This window comes from Amycolatopsis sp. EV170708-02-1 (assembly GCF_022479115.1).
Lineage (GTDB): Bacteria > Actinomycetota > Actinomycetes > Mycobacteriales > Pseudonocardiaceae > Amycolatopsis.
The window spans coordinates 7,119,446-7,140,804 of sequence record NZ_CP092497.1 but is presented as its reverse complement, the minus strand read 5'-3'; the positions used below and the strand labels follow the sequence as shown (position 1 = coordinate 7,140,804).

Here is a 21,359-nt window from a genome sequence, read left to right as displayed (position 1 = left end):
GACACACCCGTCCGGAGAGGTTCACCGATGCGTTTCCGGCCGCGGTTGTCTTGAATGGACCCCGTGGAGATCCTGGCCGACGCCGCGACGCTGGCGCTGTACACGACCGACGCCTCCAATTACCGGCACGTGCCGAAGGGGGTGGCGCTGCCGCGGAGCGTCGACGAGGTGATCGAGGCCGTCGCCGCCTGCCGCCGGGCCGGGCTGCCGGTGATCGCCCGTGGCGGCGGCACCAGCGTCGCGGGCAACTCGTGTGGGCCGGGCGTCGTGCTCGACACCTCGCGTCACCTCGGCGGGGTCCTCGACCTCGATCCGGCGGCGCGCACGGCGAGGGTCGCCCCGGGAACCGTCCTCGACGACCTCCAGCGGCTCGCCGCGCCGCACGGGCTCCGGTTCGGCCCCGACCCGTCGACGCATTCGCGCTGCACGATCGGCGGGATGATCGGCAACAACGCCTGCGGTTCGCATTCGGTGGCCTGGGGCCGCACGGTCGACGTCGTCCGGGAGCTGGACGTGCTGCTCTACGACGGCACCCGGCTGACCGTCGGGCCGGCCTCACCGTCCGAAGTGGACGCCAGGGCGGCCAAGCCCGGCACCGAAGGCCGGGTCTTCTCCGAGCTGCGCGCACTGGTCCGGGACAACCTGGCGTTGCTGCGCACCGAACTGTCCTCCTTCAGCAGGCGGGTCTCCGGGTACGGGCTGGAACACCTGTTGCCGGAGAACGGTTTCGACGTCGCCAAGGCACTGGTCGGCAGCGAGGGCACCTGCGTCACCGTGCTGGAGGCGACGGTCTCGCTCGCCGAGGTGCCGCAACGCAAGGTGCTCGCGGTGCTCGGCTTCGAGTCCGACATCGCCGCGGCCGACGCGGTTCCGGCGATCCTGCCGTGGTCGCCGCTGACCGTCGAGGGCGTCGACGCGGATCTCGTCGCCCTGCTGGAGCCCGGTCGCGCCGACGGCCTGCCGCCCGGTGGCGCCTGGTTGTTCGTCGAGATGGCGGATCCGGACAAGGCACGCGGGCTGATCGCCGGACTGCGCGGCGCGTTGACCGGATCCGCGCTGCTGGACGACGCGGCGGCGCAGAAGCGGCTGTGGCGGATCCGGGAGGAGGGCGCCGGTCTCGCGACCCGGCTGGCCGGGGGCGAGGAGGCCTGGCCGGGCTGGGAGGACGCCGCCGTGCCGCCCGAGCGTCTGGGTGCCTACTTGCGGGAGTTCAAGCAGCTCATGCGCCGGCACGGGCGCAAGAGCGTCGTCTACGGCCACTACGGCGAAGGCTGCCTGCATCTGCGGCTGGACTTCGATCTGCTGTCGCCGCGAGGGATCGCCGGATTCCGGTCGTTCCTGGAAGAGGCGGCGGACCTGGTCGCCGCGCACGGCGGCTCGCTGTCCGGGGAGCACGGTGACGGCCAGGCGCGTTCGGAACTGCTGTCCCGGATGTACAGTCCCGAGATCCTCGCGCTTTTCGCGCGGTTCAAGGGGATCTTCGATCCGGCGGGCATGATGAACCCCGGCATCCTGGTGAACCCCAGGCCGGTCGACGCCGATCTCCGCGTCCGTCGCGCGCCACTGGAGCTCGAAGACGTCACCGCGCTCGCGTACCCGGAGGACCAGGGGAGCTTCGGGCAGGCGATGCGGCGTTGTGTCGGCGTCGGGAAATGCCGCAACACCACCGGAGCGGGCGTGATGTGCCCGAGCTACCGCGCCACACGCGAGGAGAAGCATTCGACGCGGGGGCGCGCGCATCTGCTCGCCGAAATGGTGAACGGCGAACTGATCACCGACGGCTGGCGTTCGGAGGAGGTCGCCGAGGCACTGGATCTGTGCCTGTCGTGCAAGGGCTGTCTGTCCGATTGCCCGGTCGACGTCGACATGGCGACGTACAAGGCGGAATTCCTGCACCAGCACCACAAGGGGCGGATCCGCCCGGCGTCGCATTATTCGATGGGCTGGCTGCCGGTGTGGCTGCGCGCGGCGTCGCTCGCGCCCCGGCTGGCGAACACGATGTCGCGCCGGTTCTCCGGACTGCTGAAGAAGTTCGGCGGGATCGCGCCGGAACGGGAGCTGCCGACCTTCGCGAAGGCGCCGTTCACCCGAAGCCGCGCCGACCTCAAGCGCTGGGCGACCGGCTCCCGGCCCGTGGTGCTGTGGCCCGACTCCTTCAACAACTACCTCACGCCCGACGTCCTCGACGCCGCCGCCGAGGTGCTTACCGCCGCGGGCTACGACGTCGTCCTGCCCGATCGCGGTGTCTGCTGCGGGCTCACCTGGGTTTCGACCGGACAGCTCGACATGGCGAAGAAGGTGTTGCGCCGCACGCTTTCCGTGCTCGAACCGTATCTGCGCTCGGGGTATCTGGTCGCCGGGCTGGAGCCGAGCTGCACCGCCCTCTTCCGCGGCGACCTCCCGGCGCTCCTGCCCGGCGACCCGGTCGCGGAACTGCTCGCCGAACGCACCAGGACGTTCGCCGAACTCGTCGAGGATTCGCCGCTCGAATTCCGTTCGCTGGACGTCGAGACGCTCAGCCAGGTGCATTGCCACCAGCACGCCGTGCTCGGCTTCGACGCCGACGAGGCCGCCATGCGCGCCGCGGGTATCCACAATTCCACAATGGACTCGGGGTGCTGTGGACTGGCGGGCAACTTCGGCTTCGAACGCGGGCACTACGACGTTTCCGTCGCCTGCGCCGAAGACCGCATGCTGCCCGCGATCCGCGCCGCCGCCGAGGGCACCGAGGTGGTCGCGGACGGCTTCAGCTGCCGGACGCAGATCGAGCAGCTCGACGGGCGGCGGGCCGTGCACCTGGCGGAACTGTTGAGGCGCGCGCTGCCCTAGCCGCTCGTGAGTGGCGAGGACGGTTAGAACCGTCCTCGCCACTCACGAGACGTGACCGAGCAGCGCGTCCCGTTCGGCGTACTTCTTCAACGTCAGCAGCTGTTTCCGCATCATGACCAGGTCGCCCCAGCCGAGCAGGAACTCCTTGAGGCGTCCGCCGAACCCCGCGGAGGTCACGACGACGCGGCACAGCATGCGACACGACCGCTCGTCGATCGGCTCGACCGAGTACGTGGCGGCCACCGGACCGAACACCTTCTCGGACTCGGCGAAGGTGCGGCCGGTGAGCTGGTGCCCCCGTTCGACCTCGGTCAGTTCGAACACGATCAGCTTGTCGCCGGGAGCGAGTTCGTCGGCGCCGGGGGTGAGCGTGCGCGGGCTGCGGCGTCCCCAGTTGTCGAGCAGGTCGTAGCTGTAGGGCGCGACCGAGATCTGACAGAGCCAGCGGTACGCGAGCGCGGCCGGCGCCCGCACGGTGACCGCGCGGTCGAAGCGTGCGACCGGGCCGTCGAGCAGGGTGTCCGCCGGCTGTGCGCGGCGGCGTTCTTCCGTGGTCGCGCCCCAGTTCGCGGGGGATCCGAAGGGCATGTCCGCCTCCCGTACGGTGCCGTATGGTTTTCCATACGGTAGCGTACGCCGGGTGAAACGGAAGCTCGCACGGGAAGATTGGGCCGACGCGGCGCTCGAAGCGCTGTGCGAAGGTGGCGTCGGCGCGATCGCCGTCGAGCCCCTCGCCGCGAAACTCGGGACGACGAAAGGCAGTTTCTACTGGCATTTCGCGAACCGGGACGCGCTGGTCGAGGCCGCCGTGCGCCGGTGGGTCGAACACGACACCGAGGCGCTGATCACCCTGCTGGACGGGATCTCGGATCCGGAACGAAGGCTGCGCGAGCTCTTCGAACTCGTCTTCGGCGGCAAGGACGACGAACGGGCCGAGCTGGCCCTGCTCGCCCATGCCGGCGACCCGGTGATCGGCCCGCTGCTCGCGGACGTCACCGCGCGGCGGGTCGACTTCATCGTCCGGTGCTTCCGGGAGATGGGCCGCCCGGAAACCGAAGCCCGGCATCGGGGTCTGCTGGCCTACACGGCCTTCATCGGGTTGATCCAGGCGCAGCGGGCGAGCGGCGGGACCCTGCTGTCCGCCACGGAACGACCGGGCTATCTGGAGTTCCTGCGCGGGATTATCACCCGGTGAGAAGGGCCTTCCGGTGGCCCGCCGCGCCGCTCATCATCATGCTCCATGACAGCCACCTATCCCGCGGCGAAGGACGACCCCGCGACCCCGATGGGCGCGATCTACGCCGAATATCCGCCGATGTCCCGGGTCGTCTTCCCCAGCGGCTGCGAAGGCTGGCTGGTGACGCGGTACGAAGACGTCCGCCTGATCTTCTCGGACACGCGGTTCTCCCGGAACCTGCTCGCCCCGGGCGCGCCGTGCCTCATCGAACCGGGCGACTTCTCCACCGGCGAGCACAGCATCCTGAACATGGACCCGCCGGATCACACGCGCCTGCGGAAGCTGACGGCGCAGGCCTTCACCGTCCGCCGGATCGCCGGGCTCCGGCCGCGGATCCAGGAGATCGCCGACACGCTGCTGCGGGCGATGGCCGGACACGGTCCGCCGGTGGATCTCGTGGAGATGTTCGCCTTCCCGCTGCCCACCGCGGTCATGTGCGAGATCCTCGGCGTCCCTTTCGAAGGCAGGGAACGGTTCCGCCAGTGGTCGCGCGTGATCGTCACGCCGATGGCGTACAGCCCGGCGGAAGTGGCGCAGGCCCGGCGTGACGGGGCGGACGACATGGCGGAGCTCGTCGCCGTCAAGCGGGAGACGCCGGGGGAGGACCTGCTGAGCGTCCTCGTGCACGCTCGCGACGAGGACGGCGACCGGCTCACCGAGGCCGAGCTGATCGATCTGGCCACCCAGCTGCTGCTCGCCGGGCACGAGACCACGGTCAGCCTGATCGCGACCGGGATCGTGCTGCTGGCGGGACATCCGGATCAGCTCGCCGCGCTACGCTCGGATCCGAGCCTGACCGAGGGGGCCGTCGAGGAGATCATGCGGTTCGACGGACCGGCCGACGCGTCGCTGCTCCGGGTCGCGCTGGACGACGTCGAGCTGAGCGCCGGCCGGGTCCGGCGCGGTGAGGCGGTGCTGGCGCACACCGGCGCGGCGAATCGCGACGAAGCCGCCTTCCCCGGCGCGTCACGGTTCGACATCCGGCGCCGGAACGCGCCGCAACTCGGCTTCGGGCACGGTCTTCATTTCTGCCTCGGCGCGGCCTTGGCCCGGCTCGAAGGGGAGATCGCGTTCCGGACCCTGCTCGACGGGCTCCCGGGACTGGATCTCGCGGTTCCCGCCTCCGCCATCGCCTGGCGTCCGCCGCTTTCGATCCGCGGCCCGGAGGCGGTGCCGGTGACCTGGGCTACCACCAAGCGCGGCTGAGGCTCTCCAGCGTCGGTTCCTCCGGCGCGGGGAGGACCCCGAGGTACCAGGTGAAGTTGCTGTACACGTGCAAAAGCGCGTACGCCAGGCAACGCCGGGAGAATCCGTCGTCCGGCTCGACGCCGTATCCGGCCAGCAGCCGTCGCAGGAAGTCCTTGTCCCCGCCGGAAACGAACAGGCCGACGGCGACGAAGTCGTACTCGGCCGCGCCCCGCATGGCGGGTTCGAAATCGAAGAGCCCGGTCAGCCGCGGACGTCCGCCGTCGAAGGCGACCATGAGGTGGTCACGCATGAATTCGGTGTGCAGCGGGACGACCGGCGGGCTGCCCAGCTCGACGGAATCGAGGAACGCCGGGATCTGGGCGAGCCAGCTTTCGCCGAGCCCGGTCCGCCGGTGATGCTCGACGACGTTCGCGCGCTGCTCGGCGACGAACGCGGCCCAATCCGGCGGGTCCAGGACGTCGAGCCGGGGGTCGTGCAGCGAATGCAGGGCGGCCAGCGCCTCGCCGAGTTCGGGCGCGAGCCGGGCTTTGTCCTCTGTGGACAGTTTCGGCCAGGCGTCCTTCAGCGTTTCGCCGCGCAGGCGTTCCATGAGCACGTAACCCCAGCCGTCCCGCTCGCCGACGTCGCGCACGGCGGGGGTCGGGATCGGCAGTTTCCCGTGCAGGACCTCGAGCATCGTCCGCTCGGTGGGGAGTTCGTCGAGATGCACCGGAGGGAACAGCTTGAGCACCAGATCGTCGCCGACGGCGTAGACCGGCAAGGAGCCCTCGGTGAACGGGACGGCTTCGCCGAAGCCGAGCGACATCACGGCCGGGAGCAGGTCTTGCCTGGTCAGCGCGGCGAATTCGGCTTCGGTGCCGGCGGGCGGGAACGAGGTCACGGCACGACCGTAGAACAGCGTGCCGTGGAGGGCGACGCAATTACCCGCTGCGCTCCAGCAGGGTCCGCGCCGCGCCGAGCACCAGGCGGCAGACGTCGTCGGGATCCGCGCTGGCCAGCGGTTCCTTGCCGGTGATGTCGCGGACCAGGCCGATCCCGAGCAGCCAGGCGAGGATCAGGTCGGCCCGCAGCTCCGCGTCTTCGGCGTCGGTCAGCGTGGCGAGCACCTTGGCGTACTCCTCGCCGAGCTGCCGCCGGACCGCGGCCGCGGCGCTGTCGTGCCCCGTCGAGCGCAGGTACGCGTCGAGGGTGCGGTCGCGGCCGGGCTCGGACTCCAGCATGCTGCGCAACGCCGTTCCGAGCAGTTCGTCCGGTGGGGTGGTGGCGATCTGCTCGCGTCCGCCGCGCGCCAGGACCTCCTCGAACAGCGCGTCCTTCGATCCGAAGTAGCGGAACAGCAGGGCCTGGTTGGCCCCGGCGAGTTTCGCGATGTCGCGCACGGTCGTCCGGTCGAAACCGCGTTCGGCGAAGAGAGCCGCCGCCGCGTCGAGCAGGGCCGCCCTGGTCGCGGCCGCGTCGCGCTTGCGCACCTGCGGTTCTTCCGTCATCGGCAAAGGCTAGCCGGGCGTCGCACGGTAGGCGCATTGACGCTCACCGTGATCATGGTTAGCGTTGTAAGCAGTTGCTTACAAACCGCCGAGCCGGGGGGTTTCCGGACAAATGACCACCACAGACACCGAATTCGTCGCCTATCCCTTCAACGAGGACGCCGGCCTCGAACTCAACGAGGCGTACGCCGCGGCCCGCGCCACCAAGGGCATGCTCCGCGTCCGGCTCCCGCACGGTGAGCCCGCGTGGCTCGCCACCCGCTACGCCGACGCGCGCTTCGTCCTGGGCGACCGGCGGTTCTCCCGTGCGATGGCGGCGGAGAAGGACGAGCCGCGGATGGCACCGGGCAGGCGTCCCGGTGGGATCCTGAGCATGGACCCGCCGGATCACACCCGATTGCGCACGCTGGTCGCGAAGGCGTTCACCATGCGCCGCGTCGAACTGCTGCGACCGCGCGTCGCCGAGCTGGCGGCGGGCCTGATCGAGGAAATGAAGGCCAAGGGACAGCCCGCGGACCTGGTCGAGGACTACGCGCTGCCGATCCCGGTCGCGGTGATCTGCGAACTGCTCGGCGTCCCGGTCGAGGACCGGCCGAAGTTCCGTGTGTGGAGCGACGCCGCGTTGTCGACCAGCCCGCTGACCACCGAAGAGATGATGGCCAACCAGGACGAGCTGCGGGCGTACATGCACGTGCTCGTCGAGCAGCACCGCGCCGAGCCGCAGGACGACCTGATGACCGCGCTGATCGAGGCGCGCGACGTCCGCGACCGGCTGAGCGAGCTGGAACTGGTCGACATGTGCATCGGCATCCTGATCGCCGGGCACGAGACCACCGCCAGCCAGATCCCCAACTTCGTCTACGCCCTGCTCGAACAGCCGGAGCAGCTCGCCCGCCTTCGCGCGGACCTGGATCTGATCCCGGCCGCGGTGGAGGAACTGCTGCGGTTCGTCCCCCTGGGTGCGGGAGCCGGGTTCGCCCGCTACGCCACCGAAGACATCCAAGTGGGTGACGTGCTGGTGAAGGAGGGCGAGCCGGTGATGGTCGCGATCGGCGCCGCCAACCGGGACGGGCTCCAGTTCACCTCGGCGGAAACCCTCGAATTCGGCCGGGAGGCCAATCCCCACCTCGGTTTCGGGCACGGCGTGCACCACTGCCTCGGCGCCCCGCTGGCCAGGCTCGAACTGCAGGAGGCGCTGAAGGCGCTGCTGCGTGATCTCCCCGGACTGCACCTCGACGGCGATATCGTGTGGAAGACCCAGATGCTGGTGCGGGGCCCCCGCTCCATGCCGATCGGATGGTGAGCATGAGCTGGAAAGTCGACGTCGATGGCAACACGTGCATCGGCTCGGGGATGTGCGCGGCGCTGATGCCGGAGGTCTTCGAACTCGAAGGCGCCGTGGCGACGGTGGTCAAAGGGGAGGTGGATCCGGACGAGACGGTGCTCGACGCGGCGGATTCCTGCCCGGCGATGGCCATCGAGGTGACCGAAAAGGGTGAGGTGATCGGGCCGCGGCCCTGATGACCGCTCTTTAATGCGTGGCGGTCGCCGGTGAAGGGGCGTAGGACGAACAGGGTGAGCGACGACGGCTTGACCCTCCGCACCCTGACCACCGACGACCTGCCCGCACTTTCGGACATGCTGGCGCGTGCCTTCCTCGCCGATCCCTCGGAAGGGTTCCAATACCGCGAAGGGCTGGTGTTCGAACCCGAGCGTTCACACGGCGTCTTCGACGGCGACGAGCTGATCGGGATGGGGGAGATCCTCACCAGGAAGATCACCGTTCCCGGTGCGGGGCCGACACCGTTCGCGGGGATCACGTCGGTCGGCGTCGCCCCGGGGCATCGGCGGCGGGGCGCGCTCACCCGGGTCATGCGGGCGCAGCTGCACGGCCTGCACGACGACGGCGCCGAACCGATCGCCGCGTTGTGGGCGTCGGAAGCCGTGATCTACCCCCGCTTCGGCTACGGGCTCGCGGCGCAGTTCTACCGCGCGAAGATCCGCGCGAAGTCCGCGTTCCGGCCCGGTGTCGAACTCGAAGCCGAGCGAGTACGCGAAGTCGGCCGCGAGCAGGCGATCCCGCTGATCAAGGCGATCTACGAAAAGGAAGCGCCCCAACGGGTCGGCGCGCTGGACCGGCCCGGGGCGACGTGGGAGTTCAACCTCGACGACCCGGAGCGGCGGAGGAACGGCGCGACCGCGCTGCGGTTCGCCGTCCTGCCCGACGGCTACGTGATCTACCGGGTGAAGAACGACTGGAACGAGGAAGGCCCGCGAGGGATCCTGAGCGTGCAGGAGCTGGTCGCGACCACGCCGGAGGCGTACGCGACGCTGTACCGCTTCCTGCTCGACTACGACCTCGTCGTCACGGTGGAGGTGCTGGCCGCCCTCGACGAACCGCTCGTCCATCTGCTCGCCAACCCGCGCGCCATGACCCGGTCCGGTGGCGACTCCCTGTGGCTGCGGCTCGTCGACGTCGATCGGGCCCTGGTCACTCGGCACTACAACGCCCCGGTGGACCTGGTGTTCGGCGTCCGCGACGCCTTCTGCCCGTGGAACACCGGGAACTGGCGGCTCGTCGCCGGCGCGGACGGCCACGCGGAGGTGACGCGGGTGGAGGACGCGCCGGATCTCGAACTGGACGTCACCGACCTCGGCGCGATCTTCCTCGGCGGCACCAGGCCGAGCACCCTGTCCGCGGCGGGCCGGATCAAGGAGCGGACCGCCGGCGCGGTTTCGCGGGCGACGGCGGCGTTCGCCGGCGACCGTGAGCCCTCCTGCCTGGAATCCTTCTAGGCCTTCAGGATTCCTTGTTCGGTCACCACCGCGGTGATCAGCTCGTGCGGCGTCACGTCGAAGGCCGGGTTGAACACCTCCGCGCCTTCGGGCGCGACCTTCGTACCGCCGAAGGCCAGGACCTCGCCGGGATCGCGTTCCTCGATCACGATCCCGGCGCCGTCCGACATCGCGGTGTCCACAGTGGACGAAGGGGCGACGACCACGAAGGGAATTCCGTGGTGCTTCGCCGCGATCGCCAGGCCGTAGGTGCCGATCTTGTTGGCGACGTCGCCGTTGGCGGCGATCCGGTCGGCGCCGACGAGCACGCAGTCGACCAGGCCGCGGCTCATCGCCGCGGCGGCCGCTCCGTCGGGCTGGATCCGGTACGGGACACCGGCTTCGGCCAGTTCCCAGGCGGTCAGGCGGGCGCCCTGCAGCAGGGGCCGGGTCTCGTCGACGAGCACGGACTCGACCAGGCCGCGGGCCTGCAGATGCCAGACGACGCCGAGCGCGCTGCCCCAGGCGACTGTCGCGAGGTGACCGGCGTTGCAGTGGCTCAGCAGCCGCAACGGCCGCCGCCCGCAGTGTTCGATCACCACGTCCGCCGCCAGCCGGGAGGCTTCGTGGTTGATCCGTTCGTCCTCGTCGAGGATCGCGAGGGCTTCGGCGAGGACGGCTTCCGGCCCCTCCGGCAGCTTCGCGAGGGCGCGGGAGACGCCCCAGCTCAGGTTGACCGCGGTCGGCCGGGCCTGGGCGACGCGGCGCGCCTCGGCCTCGACGTCGCCTTGCGCGCGGGTGGCGAGCACGACGCCGAGCGCCCCCGCCGCGCCGAGCGCCGGTGCCCCGCGCACCGCGAGCCGCTGGATGGCGGCGACGAGTTCGCCGACCGTGCGCAGTTCGAGCACGCGATACTCGGCGGGAAGGAGGGTCTGGTCGATGATCGTGACCGCGTCCCCGGTCCAGTCGATCGTCCTGCGCATGGCTCCCCCGTGAAATCCGGTTGTCCCGTCGCGACCGCCTCGGTGAGGATGCGGTTCGTGACCATTGAACGCCACCATCCGCCCGGTCTGCACCCCACACCGACCTACCACCACGTGACCATCGTCGAAGGCCGGAGGGACGTCCACCTCGCCGGCCAGTGCCCGCTCACCGAAGACGGCAAGGTCGTCGAAGGCGATGTGCTCGCCCAGGTCGACCAGGTGGTCGCGAACACCGCCGCCGCGCTCGCCTTCGCCAAGGCGACCCCGGCGGACGTGGTGCGCACGGTGATCTACGTGGTGACGCCGGACGCGGACGTGCTTTCGGCGGTGTGGGACCGGTTCGTCGAGTCGGCGATCGGGGAGGCCTTCACCACCGCGAGCACCCTGCTCGGCGTCGCGCAGCTCGGCTACCCCGGGCAGCTCGTCGAACTCGACGTCACCGCCGCCACGGCCTGACCCCGCTGCCGCCTTGCGCCTCGTGAGTGGCTAGGACGGTTAGAGCCGTCCTAGCCACTCACGAGGAACTCAGAGACCCGCCATGAGGTCGGTCTCCGTGATGCCCGGACCCTGCCCGGCACGGATGAACCACTCGACGCCGAACGCCTGCGCGAAGGCCTCGTCGGGCATCGCGAGGAAGAACGAATCCTCGCTGATCTGACTGGCGTGCGCGCGCATCGCGGCCCGCTTGGCCGGCAGGTACGCGGTGACGTCGACCCTCGCCGTCAGGATCGCCTCCGGCTTGCCGAATTCGGACCCGTCCTCGAAATCGGGAAGGTCCTCGGCCTTCATCTGCCCGGTCCGCACCGCCTCCTCCATGCCGCGGCGCATCTCGTCGCTGTTGCTGGTCGCCTCGTAGACCCGCGGCGTGCCCGCCAGCTCGGCCGCGCGCATCCCGACGCGATGCACCTGGATGTGGTCCGGATGCCCGTAGCCGCCGTTGTCGTCGTAGACGGTCAGGACGTCGGCCTCCTCCTCGCGCAGGATCGCGGCCAGCCGCTGCGCGGCCTCCTCGACGTCGGCCTGCCAGAACGTGCCGGGCACTTCGTTGCGCGGCTCGCCCATCATGCCGGAATCGGTGTACCCCAGGAACTCCACGCGTTTGGCCCCCAGGACCTCGGCGGATGCGTGCGTCTCCTGCACGCGGCGCTGCCACAACTCCTCTCCGTCGTCGAGGAAACCGTCCGGCACCTCGCCGACCTCCCCCCTGGTCGCGACGACGAGCACGACACGGTGACCTTCCTCGAAGGCCTTGCGCATGACGCCACCCGCGACGATGCACTCGTCGTCGGGGTGGGCGTGAAAACTCACCAATGTGGCCATGGTGGGGAAACTACCGGGAGGCACCGACATATTCCGGTGTCCGGCCACCTCAAGCCGGGAAGGTCCGCCCCAGGAACTCCAGCGTCAGCGCCCAGGCCGCCGCGGCGGGCTCCGGCTGATGGAACATCGGCGCCACGTGGTTGTGGAACGCGTGCCCCGCGCCCTCGTGGATGTGGATCTCCGCCCCGTCGTGAGCGGCGACCGCGTCGGCCAGGCGGCGCACCCCCTCGACGGGGATGTAGGGATCCGCGCCGCCGAACTGGAACTGGATCGGGCAGGTGATCTCGTCCAGCAACGGAAGCTGCTCGGGAACGCGCGAGCCGTAGTACGAGACCGCGACGTCCGGGTCGCCTTCGGCGGCGGCCGCGTAGGCCATCGAGCCGCCGAGGCAGAAGCCGAAGACGCCCGCGCGGCCGTCGGTTTCGGGCAGCGCCCGCAGCGTCGCCAGAGTGGCGAGCACGTCGGTGACGGCGCTCGCCGGGTCCAGTTGGCCGGCGACGGCCATCGACGCCGAGACGCCTGCCTCGTCGTGCGTGGCCGACCAGCCCGGGGAGATCCGCCAGAACAGTTCGGGCACCGCGACGACGTAGCCGAGGGCGGCCAGGTCGGCGGCGACCGACTTGAGGTAGTCGTCGAGGCCGAAGATCTCCTGGATCAGCACCAGGCCCGGGCCGGAGCCGGATTCGGGCAGCCAGAGCGGGGCGTCGAACGAGCCGTCGGCGACGGTCACCTCGGTCATCGGGTTCCTTCCAGTGCGCGCACGAGGCAGTCCGTCACGAGGGCGGCCTGCGTGCCGTCGGGGTCGAGGTCGGGATCGAAGATGGTCAGCTCCAGCCCGGCGGCACCGGGGATCGCGAGCAGGCCGCGGAGCAGTTCGACGAGCTTGTCCGGGCTGAGCCCGCCGGGATCGGGACTGTCCACAGCGGACACGAACTCCGGATCGAGCGTGTCGATGTCGATGTGGATCCAGAAACCGTCCAGTGGCGCGAAAATCTCCCGGGCGGCGGCGAGCGCGCCGTCGGTGCCGGACGCCATGATCTCCTGGCTGGTCACGATCCGAAGCCCGGCTTCCCGCGCCTCGGCGGATTCCTCCGCGCGAACGCCGAGCACGAGGACGTCTTCGTCGCGGACATAGGGATTCAGACCGTCCACATCGGCCAGTTCCGGTTGGCCCCGGCCGGTGACGACGGCGAGGGCCTCGCCGCCCACGTTGGCGACGTGCTCGGAATTGCCGAGATGGCGGAAGTCGTCGTGCCCGTCGAAGTAGACGATGCCGTAGCGGCCTTCGCGACGCAGCGTCAGCATCGCGGCGAGCGCGATCGAGCAGTCGCCGCCGAGCACCACCGGGAAGCCGCCGTCCGCGCGGATCTTCGCGAGGCGTCCGGCGAGGGCCGCGGTGTAGGCCGCGATCCCGGCCGCGTTCCGCACGCCGCTCCCGGGTGACCAGTCGGGCAGGTACCGCGGCGGGGTGACGACGCCGCCGTCGGTTGCCCCCAAACGGGTGAGCAGGCCGTGGTCACGCAGCGCGCCCGGTGCCTTGTGGCAGCCGGGGACCGCCCCTTCGGCCGGCGGGCGCAGTCCGAGATTGGACGGTGCGTCGAGCAGTACGAAATTCCCCATGTGCACACCGTAGTAGCGACCTCTGGTGTCACGCCGTCCGTCCCTTTAGGTTGAAGGGACGGACGGAGGAGGCTCAATGGCGGAGCGGACCAAATACATCCTCGACGAAGCCGATATGCCGACCAGGTGGTACAACGTCGTCCCGGATCTCCCGGAGCCGCCGCCACCGCCGTTGCATCCCGGCACCCGTGAACCGGTCGGCCCGGACGACCTCGCGCCGCTGTTCCCGCAGGCGCTCATCGCCCAAGAGGTCAGCACCGAGCGGTACATCGACATCCCGGAAGAGGTACTGGACGTCTACCGGCTGTGGCGTCCGTCGCCGCTGTTCCGGGCGAGGCGGCTGGAGAAGGCGCTCGGCACCCCCGCCCGCATCTACTACAAGTACGAGGGCGTCAGCCCGGTCGGCTCGCACAAGCCCAACACCGCCGTGCCGCAGGCGTTCTACAACGCGGCCGAGGGCGTCACCAGGCTGACCACCGAGACCGGCGCCGGGCAGTGGGGGAGCGCGCTCGCGTTCGCTTCCGCCGTCTTCGGGCTCGAGTGCGAGGTGTGGCAGGTCCGCGCTTCCTACGACCAGAAGCCGTATCGCAAGCTGATGATGGAGACCTTCGGCGCGACGGTGCACCCGAGCCCGTCCGAGCTGACCGAATCCGGCCGCGCGATCCTGGCCGCCGACCCGGGATCGACCGGCAGCCTCGGTATCGCGATCAGCGAGGCGGTCGAGCAGGCGGCGCAGGCGGAGAACACGCGCTACGCGCTCGGCAGCGTGCTCAACCATGTGCTGCTGCACCAGACGATCATCGGCGAAGAGGCGCTCAAGCAGTTCGAGCTGGCCGGGGACACGCCCGACGTCCTCGTCGGCTGCACCGGCGGCGGGTCGAACTTCGGCGGGCTCGCCTTCCCGTTCCTGCGCGAGAAGCTCGCCGGGCGGATGGATCCGGTGATCCGCGCGGTCGAACCGGCCGCCTGCCCAACGCTCACCCGAGGGAAGTACGCGTACGACTTCGGGGACACCGCGGGGCTGACACCGCTGCTGAAGATGCATACGCTCGGTCACGACTTCATCCCCGACCCCATCCACGCCGGTGGCCTGCGCTATCACGGGATGTCACCGCTGATCTCGCATATCTACGAACTCGGGCTGATCGACGCGGTCGCCATCGGGCAGGAGGACTGCTTCGCCGCGGGCGTGCGGTTCGCCAGGACGGAGGGCATCATCCCCGCGCCCGAGCCGACCCACGCGCTCGCGGCGTGCATCCAGGAAGCGTTGCGGTGCAAGGAAACCGGGGAGGAGAAGGTGATCCTGACCGCGCTGTGCGGGCACGCGCACCTCGATCTCCCGGCGTACGGGGCGTACTTGGCGGGCGACATCTCCGACCACGCGCTGCCGGACGAAGTCCTGGAGAAGTCCCTCGCCGGCCTCCCCTGAGCGCGTTTCGTCCTCTGAACGCGGTAGTTGCACGCGCAAGGACCGCATTCAGAGGACGAAACGCGGGGGTCAGCCGGTGACCTGGTAGCCCGAAGTCCGGTTCCGCCCGGTGTTCTTGGCCTCGTACAGCGCCCGGTCCGCGACGGCGAGCACCGTGTCCAGATCGGCGACGCCCGGCCGGTCGGCGAGGCCGATCGACACGGTGACGTGTTCGGGCAGGTCGCCGGCGCGCGAAGCCACACTCGACCGGATCCGTTCCGCGATCGCGTGGGCGTGCACGGCGGGTGTGCCGGGCAGCAGGACGACGAACTCCTCGCCGCCGAAACGCCCGACCAGATCCGTGCCCCGCACCTCGGTGCGCAGCGTTTCCGCGATCGCCGCCAGATACCGGTCGCCGACCAGATGCCCGTGCCGGTCGTTGATCAGTTTGAACCGGTCGACGTCGACCATCAGCAGGCTCGTGTGCCGCCCCGCGCGCCGCGCGCGGTCGAGTTCGTCGGCCGCGGCCTCACGCCACGCCTTGGCGTTGAGCAGCCCGGTCTTGGCGTCGCTGCGCGCCTGCCGTTTCAGTTGCCGCAGCAGGACACCGCGATGCAGCACCAGCGTGATCCCGACGACCAGCAGCAGCACCACCGGCCAGTCCCGCAGCGCCCACGCGACGATGACGCCGAGCGCGATCGTCGCCGCTTCGAGCGCGTACTCGAACGGCTTCGCCAGCGCGTCGCGCAGGCGTTCGTGCGGGGTGCCGTAGTACACCGCGACGGTCATCAGCGCGGTGTTGACCAGCAGGAACACCCCGCCCGCCGCGACCACCGCACCGAACGACGAGGCGTCGCGGGGGAGCACGTCGAACGGGACCGCGTAGCGGGAAAGGTAGGCGGCCGCCGCGAACCCCGAGAGCACGGTCGCCGAGGTGGAGAACATCCGCCGGAACAACGGGTTCGGCTGCCCGCGGAACCAGCGGTAGAAGAACGACACGGCGATGACCAGCGCGGCGAGCGCCGGATGCACCAGCAGCACGGCGGCGAAGGTCCACACGCTGTCGAGCGAGATGTGCGGCGTCCCGGCGAACCGTTCGCGGACTCGCTCCACCGGACGCGACAATTCCGTGTACAGCACGGCGCTGAGGATCAGGATCGCGAAGGGGAGGGCGTCGCCCTCGGTGAACGGCACCCGGACAAAAGACCAGGCGGATCCGGCGATCGCCGCGACGTCCACCAGGAGGACGAAGCCGATCAAACCACGGTTGGGTAGCCGCCACAGCGCCCAATTCGTTAGCGCCACGGAGACGAACGTAATCGGTTGGATACTAGGTGTCACTACGCTGTATGGGTAGGCGTGGGTGCACCACGCGTGACCGGGAGCGGGAATGCGGAGGGGGTGAGCCCTATGCGCGGGCAGAACTGGTGAGTACCGGGTTCCGGTCTAAAGGGGGTGCGGTGGGGCCACGTGGCGCCAAGCCCGGGTGGCCGGAACAGCCACTACGAGACCGGCGAGTGCGATGACCGAGACCGTCGTCGCCGGTGAACCGAGCACGCCGACGAGCAGGCCGCCGGCGATCAGCCCGATTCCCTGCACGGCGATGAGTCCCGACCCGGCGAGGCCGAAGGCCTGGCCTCGTTCGGTGTCGGGTACCAACCGCATGAACGTGGTGCTCGCGGTGACCTGGTAGGCCGCGCACATCCCGGACAGCACGAGCAGTCCGGCGGCGTAGGGGAGCGATGGCCGGAACCAGAACGCCGCGAGCGGCACGATCGCGCCGAGCGCCAGCGCGCCGACCAGGCGCAACCGGACCTCGGGCCGCACCAGGCGGCCCAGCGCGAACGCCCCGAGCACGATCCCCGCGGGATGCGCCGCGAGCAGCAGCCCCGCGGTCACCGGCCCGCCGCCGATCTCCGCGGCGTACGGCACGGCGAGCCCTTCCGGCACGATCACGAAACCCGCCAGCCAGGCCAGGCCGACCAGCGCGCGCAATCGGCGGTCACGCCAGATCGTCCTGGCGCCGGCCGAAAGCCGCCGCAGGGTCGACTTCGCGGGGCCTTCCGCCCCCGTCGCGGGCCTCGCGCGGACACCCAGCCGCAGGACGATCGCCGAGACGGCGAACGTCACCGCGTCCAGCGTCAGCCCGCGGCCCGGCCCGATCGCGGCGATCACCGCGCCGCCCAGCGCGAACCCGGCGAGCTGGCCGATCTGGTTGGTGATCTTCAGCAGGGACTGGCCGAGCACGTAGGAGTCCCCGCTGAGCACCGACGGGAGGACCGCGGCCTGCGCGGCGGTGAACGGCGCGTTGGCCAGCTGCACCACCACCAGCACGGCGGCGAGCACGGGCAACGGGATGCCGGGGACGGCGAGCACTGCGACCAGGAGCGCGCGGACGACGTCGGAGCAGACCATCACCGCGCGGCGCGGGTACCGGTCGGCCAGACCGCCGAGCAACGGTCCGCCGACCAGATCGGGGAGGTAGGTGAGCGCGTACGTCAGCGCGGGCCACGTCGCCGAACCGGTGCGCTGGAACACCAGCACCGACAGGGCGACCCTGGCCACCTGGTCACCGAGGATGGACTGGAGTTCCGCGAACCAGATCGCCCGCAGTTCACCGACCGCGAGGATCTGCCGGAAGGTCGCCTGGGATTCCACGAGGTGACCACCCCCGCCCGATCGAGTGAGTCACTGAGCGTACCGCTCCGGGCGCGGGTGGTGAACCGTCTAGAGGCTGAAGGGCGCTTTCCCCGCATGTGATGCGGGGAAAGCGCCCTTCGTCGCGTGAGATGCGGGGAAAGTCCCCTTCAGCCCCCGGGCTACTCCGTGCCGCAGGTGATCTTCGGCTGCGGGTTGTAGTGCACGTTCCGGGTGTGGCGCCGGATCTCGCGGCCGGTCGCGGCGTCCTTGATGACCCGGGTGTCCGACGTGGTGAAACCGGGCGCGCCGTTGCTGGGCTTGCAGTTCTCGGCGGGGCCGGGCTTCGTCGGCGGCTCGGACGGGTTGGTGCGGCCGCCCGGGATCGACTCGACGGTGTACTTCTTGGTGCCCCACAGCCGGATCGTGATGTCCGACGGCGTCCAGATGGTCTGGATCGCGACACCGGTGTCCCCGTCGTTGGTGAACTTCAGGTCGATCACGCTGCCGCCGTTGTGGTTCTGGAACACGGTCGCCTCGCGCGCGGCCGGGTAGCGGCTGATGTAGTAGCTGTGTTCCTTGTGCTCGGTGTCCTTCATACCGGCGAAGTACGAGGCGTTGTACAGCGTGGTCGCGAACTGCGAGATCCCGCCGCCGACCTCGCGGCCGGGTGCGCCGTCCTTGATGACACCGGCTTCGACGTAACCCTGTGCGGCACCCCGCGGCCCGGTGAACCCGTTGAGGCTGAACGTCTCGTTCGGCTTCACGATGGCGCCGTTCACCTTCTGCGCGACGACGCGGATGTTCGTCCCCGAGTCCGGGGCGAACCCGCCGGTCTTGAACTCGCTGACGACCTCCTTGATGCCGAGCTGGTTCGCCTGCTCGGTGGTCACCTTGGCCGGGGTCTTCTTGTAGGTCACCGGCAGCTCGCGCGGCGCTGCGCGTTTGAGCACGTCGAGCACCGGCTTGAGGCTCGGCTCCCAGTCGACGACGTTGGCGTCCTCGGAAGGCTGGACGGTCGGCTTGCCGCCTTCGAAGACGATCTGCGCGTCCTTGCCCTCCTTCTCGGTGGACTTCAGCTGCGGGCCCGCGGCCTCGATGATCTTGTTGTTGTCCACCTTCGGGTTCAGCACGCCGCCGTCGACGGGCTCGAAGGTCAGCGCGCCCGCGATCTGCTCGGGTTTGACGACGGCGTCCTTGCCCTCGCCCTTGATGACCATCGGCGCCCCCACGGCGGGCTTCGCGATCTGCTCGAGGGCGGCGTGGACGGCCTCCGGCGAGACCTTGACCGGGGTCTGGGTGACCGCGAGGTTCAGCGGCTCGCCACTGGCCCAGCGCTCCAGGATGGTCTTCTTGGCGGCTTCGAGGTCGAGCTTCTGCCCGGTCTTCGGCTCGACGGCGATCGGCTTGGCCTCTTCGAAGCGCACGGTGCCTTCGACGGGGTCGCGGTCGACCTTGTCGCGCAGGTTCTCCAGCGCGCCGGTGAGCTTGGCGTCGTCGGTCTGGGTGACGACGCCGACCTCGGTGGTCGAGAAGAACGACGCGATCCGCGTGAACGGGTTCAGCGGCTGGTCGCCGGCCTGGTCCAGGGTGGCGGGCCAGTCGAGGCGCAGGCCCGCGTTGTTCGGCGCCAGCGACTCCTCGGCGTCGCCCGCGACGATCTTCACCGGCCGGGTCAGCCGCGGTTCGATGCCGCCCCGGAGCTCCTTCTCGGCCGCGATGCGGTCCATCCCGCCGACGTCGACCCCGGCGACGGTGACGCCGCGGGGGACGCTGCCCTGGGAGACCAGCACGTCGAGGGCGTACGCGACGACCAGGAGGCCGAACACGCCGCCGCCGATGAAGGCGGCCTTGCGGTAGCTGCGACGGCGCTTCGGTGGCGCGGGCTCCTGCGGCGTGGCAGACTCCGCGAACCCGGGCGTGACGACCGGGAGAATGTCCGTCTGCTCAGCGTGGGACTCGGGCCAGCGCGGTTCCTGCGGCAACTCTCCACCCTCCACGGTCCGGCGACAGCCGGGCTTCGTGATCGAACATCCGGGCCTTCCACACGTTCCGGACGTGGCTTCAAGATACGGGGCGCGTTTTGTGGGCCTGCAACTCGCCCGGTTGGGTGAGCGGGTCACTCCGTCGGGTGGTCACTGGGCGTCAGGTTCCGGGTTTTCGCCCACCCGCGCGAGAAAATCGAAGTCACAGCCTTCATCGGCTTGCGTGATGTGTTCGGAGTACAACGCGCCGTAACCACGTTCGTACCGCGGCGCGGGCGGGTTCCAGGCCGCCCGGCGGCGTTGCAATTCCGCATCATCGACGTCGAGGCTCAGCCGTCGCGAAGGGACGTCCAAGGTGATCGGGTCGCCATCGCGGACCAGCGCCAGCGGACCGCCCACATGGGACTCCGGCGCGACGTGCAGCACGCAGGCCCCGTAGCTGGTGCCGCTCATCCGGGCGTCGGAAACGCGGACCATGTCGCGGACCCCCTTGGCCAGCAGGTGATCCGGCAGCGGCAGCATCCCGTATTCGGGCATGCCGGGGCCGCCGAGCGGGCCGGATCCCCGCAGTACCAGCACGGAGTCCTCGGTGATGCCGAGCGCGGGGTCGTTGATGCGCTTCTTCAAGTCCCGGTAGTCGTCGAAGACCACCGCGGGTCCAGTGTGGACGAGGAGCCGGGGCTCGGCGGCGAGGTGCTTGATCACCGCGCCGGACGGCGCGAGATTGCCGCGCAGCACCGCGACTCCGCCTTCCGCGGCGACCGGGTCGTCACGCGTGCGGATGACGTCGTCGTCGTGCACCCGCGCCGAAGCCAGGTTCTCACCGAGGGTCCGGCCGGTGACCGTGACGCGATCGGTATGCAGCAGGTCGGTCAGCCGGGAGAGCAGGCCGGGGAGCCCGCCGGCGTAGTAGAAGTCCTCCATCAGCCAGTCGCCGCCCGGCCTGATGTTCGCCAGTACGGGAACCCGGCGGGCGATCGCGTCGAAATCGCCGACGGACAACGGGATCCGTCCGCGCCCGGCCATCGCGATCAGGTGGATGACGGCGTTGGTGGAGCCGCCCAGCGCCAGCACGGTGGTGATCGCGTCGGCGTACGCGCGCTCGTCGAGGATCTTCGTGATCGTGAGGTCTTCCCACACCATCTCGACGGCACGGGCGCCGCTCGCCGAGGCCATCCGGTGGTGCGCCGAGTCGACGGCGGGGATCGACGCGGCGCCGGGCAAGGTCAGCCCAAGCACTTCGGCGACCGACATCATCGTGGACGCGGTGCCCATCGTCATACAGGTTCCGGGGGAGCGGGCCAGCCCACGCTCCAATTCGGACAGTTCCTCGTCGCCGATCAGCCCGGCCCGCTTGTCGTCCCAGTACTTCCACATGTCGGTGCCGCTGCCGAGCACCTCGTTCCGCCAATGCCCGCGCAGCATCGGCCCCGCGGGGACGAAGATGGCGGGCAGCCCCGCGCTCGCCGCGCCCATCAGCAACGCCGGTGTCGTCTTGTCGCAGCCGCCCATGAGCACCGTGCCGTCGATCGGATAGGACCGCAGGATCTCTTCGGTCTCCAGGGAAAGCAGGTTGCGGTAGAGCATCGGCGTCGGCTTCTGGAACGTCTCCGACAGAGTGGCGACCGGGAACTCCAGCGGGAATCCGCCCGCCTGCCACACCCCGCGTTTGACCTGTTGGGCCCGCTCGCGCAGATGCATGTGGCAGGGGTTGATGTCGCTCCAGGTGTTGAGGATCGCGATGACGGGTTTCCCGAGGTGTTCCTCCGGGTTGTAGCCGAGTTGCCTGCTCCTGGCCCGATGGCTGAAGCCGCGCAGTTCGTCGCCGCCGAACCAGCGATGGCTCCGGAGTTCCTCAGGGTTCCTCAT

At 70.1% G+C, this 21,359-nt stretch carries 19 protein-coding genes; 8 read left to right on the top strand and 11 right to left on the bottom strand.

All coding sequences use genetic code 11. The features are described 5' to 3' along the window. The first annotated feature begins 63 nt into the window (after positions 1–63). Positions 64–2,829: an FAD-binding and (Fe-S)-binding domain-containing protein gene (locus tag MJQ72_RS32480; RefSeq protein ID WP_240601473.1), complete on the top strand. Its 2,766-nt coding sequence runs from the start codon at positions 64–66 to the stop codon at positions 2,827–2,829. A 42-nt stretch (positions 2,830–2,871) separates the two neighbouring features. Here the strand turns inward: MJQ72_RS32480 and MJQ72_RS32475 are convergent, their stop codons facing one another. Then, positions 2,872–3,417 (bottom strand): hypothetical protein, encoded by a 546-nt coding sequence (locus tag MJQ72_RS32475; protein ID WP_240594808.1) that lies wholly within the window; start codon positions 3,415–3,417, stop codon positions 2,872–2,874. A 52-nt stretch (positions 3,418–3,469) separates the two neighbouring features. On the opposite strand from MJQ72_RS32475, the gene MJQ72_RS32470 reads away from it, so the two are divergent. Then, complete coding sequence (locus MJQ72_RS32470; protein ID WP_240594806.1) at positions 3,470–4,024, top strand: TetR/AcrR family transcriptional regulator; 555 nt, start codon at positions 3,470–3,472, stop codon at positions 4,022–4,024. A gap of 45 nt (positions 4,025–4,069) precedes the next feature. Further along, positions 4,070–5,272 (top strand): cytochrome P450, encoded by a 1,203-nt coding sequence (locus MJQ72_RS32465; RefSeq protein ID WP_240594804.1) that lies wholly within the window; start codon positions 4,070–4,072, stop codon positions 5,270–5,272. On the opposite strand, the gene MJQ72_RS32460 is transcribed toward MJQ72_RS32465, so the two are convergent. Next, positions 5,253–6,155, bottom strand: coding sequence for a phosphotransferase (locus MJQ72_RS32460; protein WP_240594803.1), 903 nt, complete (start codon positions 6,153–6,155; stop codon positions 5,253–5,255). The genes MJQ72_RS32465 and MJQ72_RS32460 overlap by 20 nt on opposite strands. A gap of 40 nt (positions 6,156–6,195) precedes the next feature. Continuing rightward, positions 6,196–6,762, bottom strand: coding sequence for a TetR/AcrR family transcriptional regulator (locus MJQ72_RS32455; RefSeq protein WP_240594802.1), 567 nt, complete (start codon positions 6,760–6,762; stop codon positions 6,196–6,198). Positions 6,763–6,874: 112 nt separating this feature from the next. On the opposite strand from MJQ72_RS32455, the gene MJQ72_RS32450 reads away from it, so the two are divergent. The 3 genes from MJQ72_RS32450 to MJQ72_RS32440 are packed head-to-tail and all read left to right on the top strand — an operon-like array spanning position 6,875 to position 9,558. Next, on the top strand, positions 6,875–8,065 hold the full coding sequence (locus MJQ72_RS32450; RefSeq protein ID WP_240594801.1) for a cytochrome P450: 1,191 nt from the start codon (positions 6,875–6,877) through the stop codon (positions 8,063–8,065). Positions 8,066–8,067: 2 nt separating this feature from the next. Further along, the gene (locus MJQ72_RS32445; protein WP_240594800.1) at positions 8,068–8,283 is read left to right on the top strand and encodes a ferredoxin; all 216 of its coding nucleotides are present in this window, start codon (positions 8,068–8,070) and stop codon (positions 8,281–8,283) included. Positions 8,284–8,337: 54 nt separating this feature from the next. After that, on the top strand, positions 8,338–9,558 hold the full coding sequence (locus MJQ72_RS32440; protein ID WP_240594799.1) for a GNAT family N-acetyltransferase: 1,221 nt from the start codon (positions 8,338–8,340) through the stop codon (positions 9,556–9,558). On the opposite strand, the gene mtnA is transcribed toward MJQ72_RS32440, so the two are convergent. Then, a complete protein-coding gene (gene mtnA / locus MJQ72_RS32435; RefSeq protein ID WP_240594798.1) occupies positions 9,555–10,520 on the bottom strand; it encodes an S-methyl-5-thioribose-1-phosphate isomerase in 966 nt (321 codons plus the stop codon). The genes MJQ72_RS32440 and mtnA overlap by 4 nt on opposite strands. A 57-nt stretch (positions 10,521–10,577) precedes the next feature. Here mtnA and MJQ72_RS32430 point away from each other — a divergent pair, with 57 nt between their 5' ends. Further along, positions 10,578–10,976, top strand: coding sequence for a RidA family protein (locus MJQ72_RS32430; RefSeq protein ID WP_063272729.1), 399 nt, complete (start codon positions 10,578–10,580; stop codon positions 10,974–10,976). 69 nt (positions 10,977–11,045) lie between these two features. Here MJQ72_RS32430 and MJQ72_RS32425 read toward each other — a convergent pair whose 3' ends face one another. From MJQ72_RS32425 to MJQ72_RS32415, 3 genes are read right to left on the bottom strand one after another with little or no spacing between them, the layout of a single operon-like run. Then, positions 11,046–11,840, bottom strand: coding sequence for a PIG-L family deacetylase (locus MJQ72_RS32425; protein WP_240594797.1), 795 nt, complete (start codon positions 11,838–11,840; stop codon positions 11,046–11,048). Between the two features lie 49 nt (positions 11,841–11,889). After that, a complete protein-coding gene (locus MJQ72_RS32420; RefSeq protein WP_240594796.1) occupies positions 11,890–12,579 on the bottom strand; it encodes a dienelactone hydrolase family protein in 690 nt (229 codons plus the stop codon). Continuing rightward, positions 12,576–13,460 carry an arginase family protein gene (locus MJQ72_RS32415; RefSeq protein WP_240594794.1) on the bottom strand — a complete coding sequence of 295 codons (885 nt, stop codon included), beginning with the start codon at positions 13,458–13,460 and terminating at the stop codon, positions 12,576–12,578. Before MJQ72_RS32415 ends, MJQ72_RS32420 begins: the two co-directional genes overlap by 4 nt. Before the next feature lie 76 nt (positions 13,461–13,536). Between MJQ72_RS32415 and MJQ72_RS32410 the strand changes: the two genes are divergently transcribed. Further along, entirely contained in the window at positions 13,537–14,889 is a 1,353-nt protein-coding gene (locus MJQ72_RS32410) for a TrpB-like pyridoxal phosphate-dependent enzyme (RefSeq protein ID WP_240594793.1), read from the top strand. A gap of 69 nt (positions 14,890–14,958) precedes the next feature. Here MJQ72_RS32410 and MJQ72_RS32405 read toward each other — a convergent pair whose 3' ends face one another. The 4 genes from MJQ72_RS32405 to araD form a co-directional block, all read right to left on the bottom strand. Further along, on the bottom strand, positions 14,959–16,173 hold the full coding sequence (locus MJQ72_RS32405) for a GGDEF domain-containing protein (RefSeq protein ID WP_240594792.1): 1,215 nt from the start codon (positions 16,171–16,173) through the stop codon (positions 14,959–14,961). A 141-nt stretch (positions 16,174–16,314) separates the two neighbouring features. Continuing rightward, positions 16,315–17,526 (bottom strand): MFS transporter, encoded by a 1,212-nt coding sequence (locus MJQ72_RS32400; protein WP_240594791.1) that lies wholly within the window; start codon positions 17,524–17,526, stop codon positions 16,315–16,317. A 161-nt stretch (positions 17,527–17,687) separates the two neighbouring features. Beyond that, positions 17,688–19,490 (bottom strand): VanW family protein, encoded by a 1,803-nt coding sequence (locus tag MJQ72_RS32395; protein WP_240594790.1) that lies wholly within the window; start codon positions 19,488–19,490, stop codon positions 17,688–17,690. A gap of 150 nt (positions 19,491–19,640) precedes the next feature. After that, a complete protein-coding gene (araD, locus tag MJQ72_RS32390; protein ID WP_240594789.1) occupies positions 19,641–21,359 on the bottom strand; it encodes an L-arabinonate dehydratase in 1,719 nt (572 codons plus the stop codon).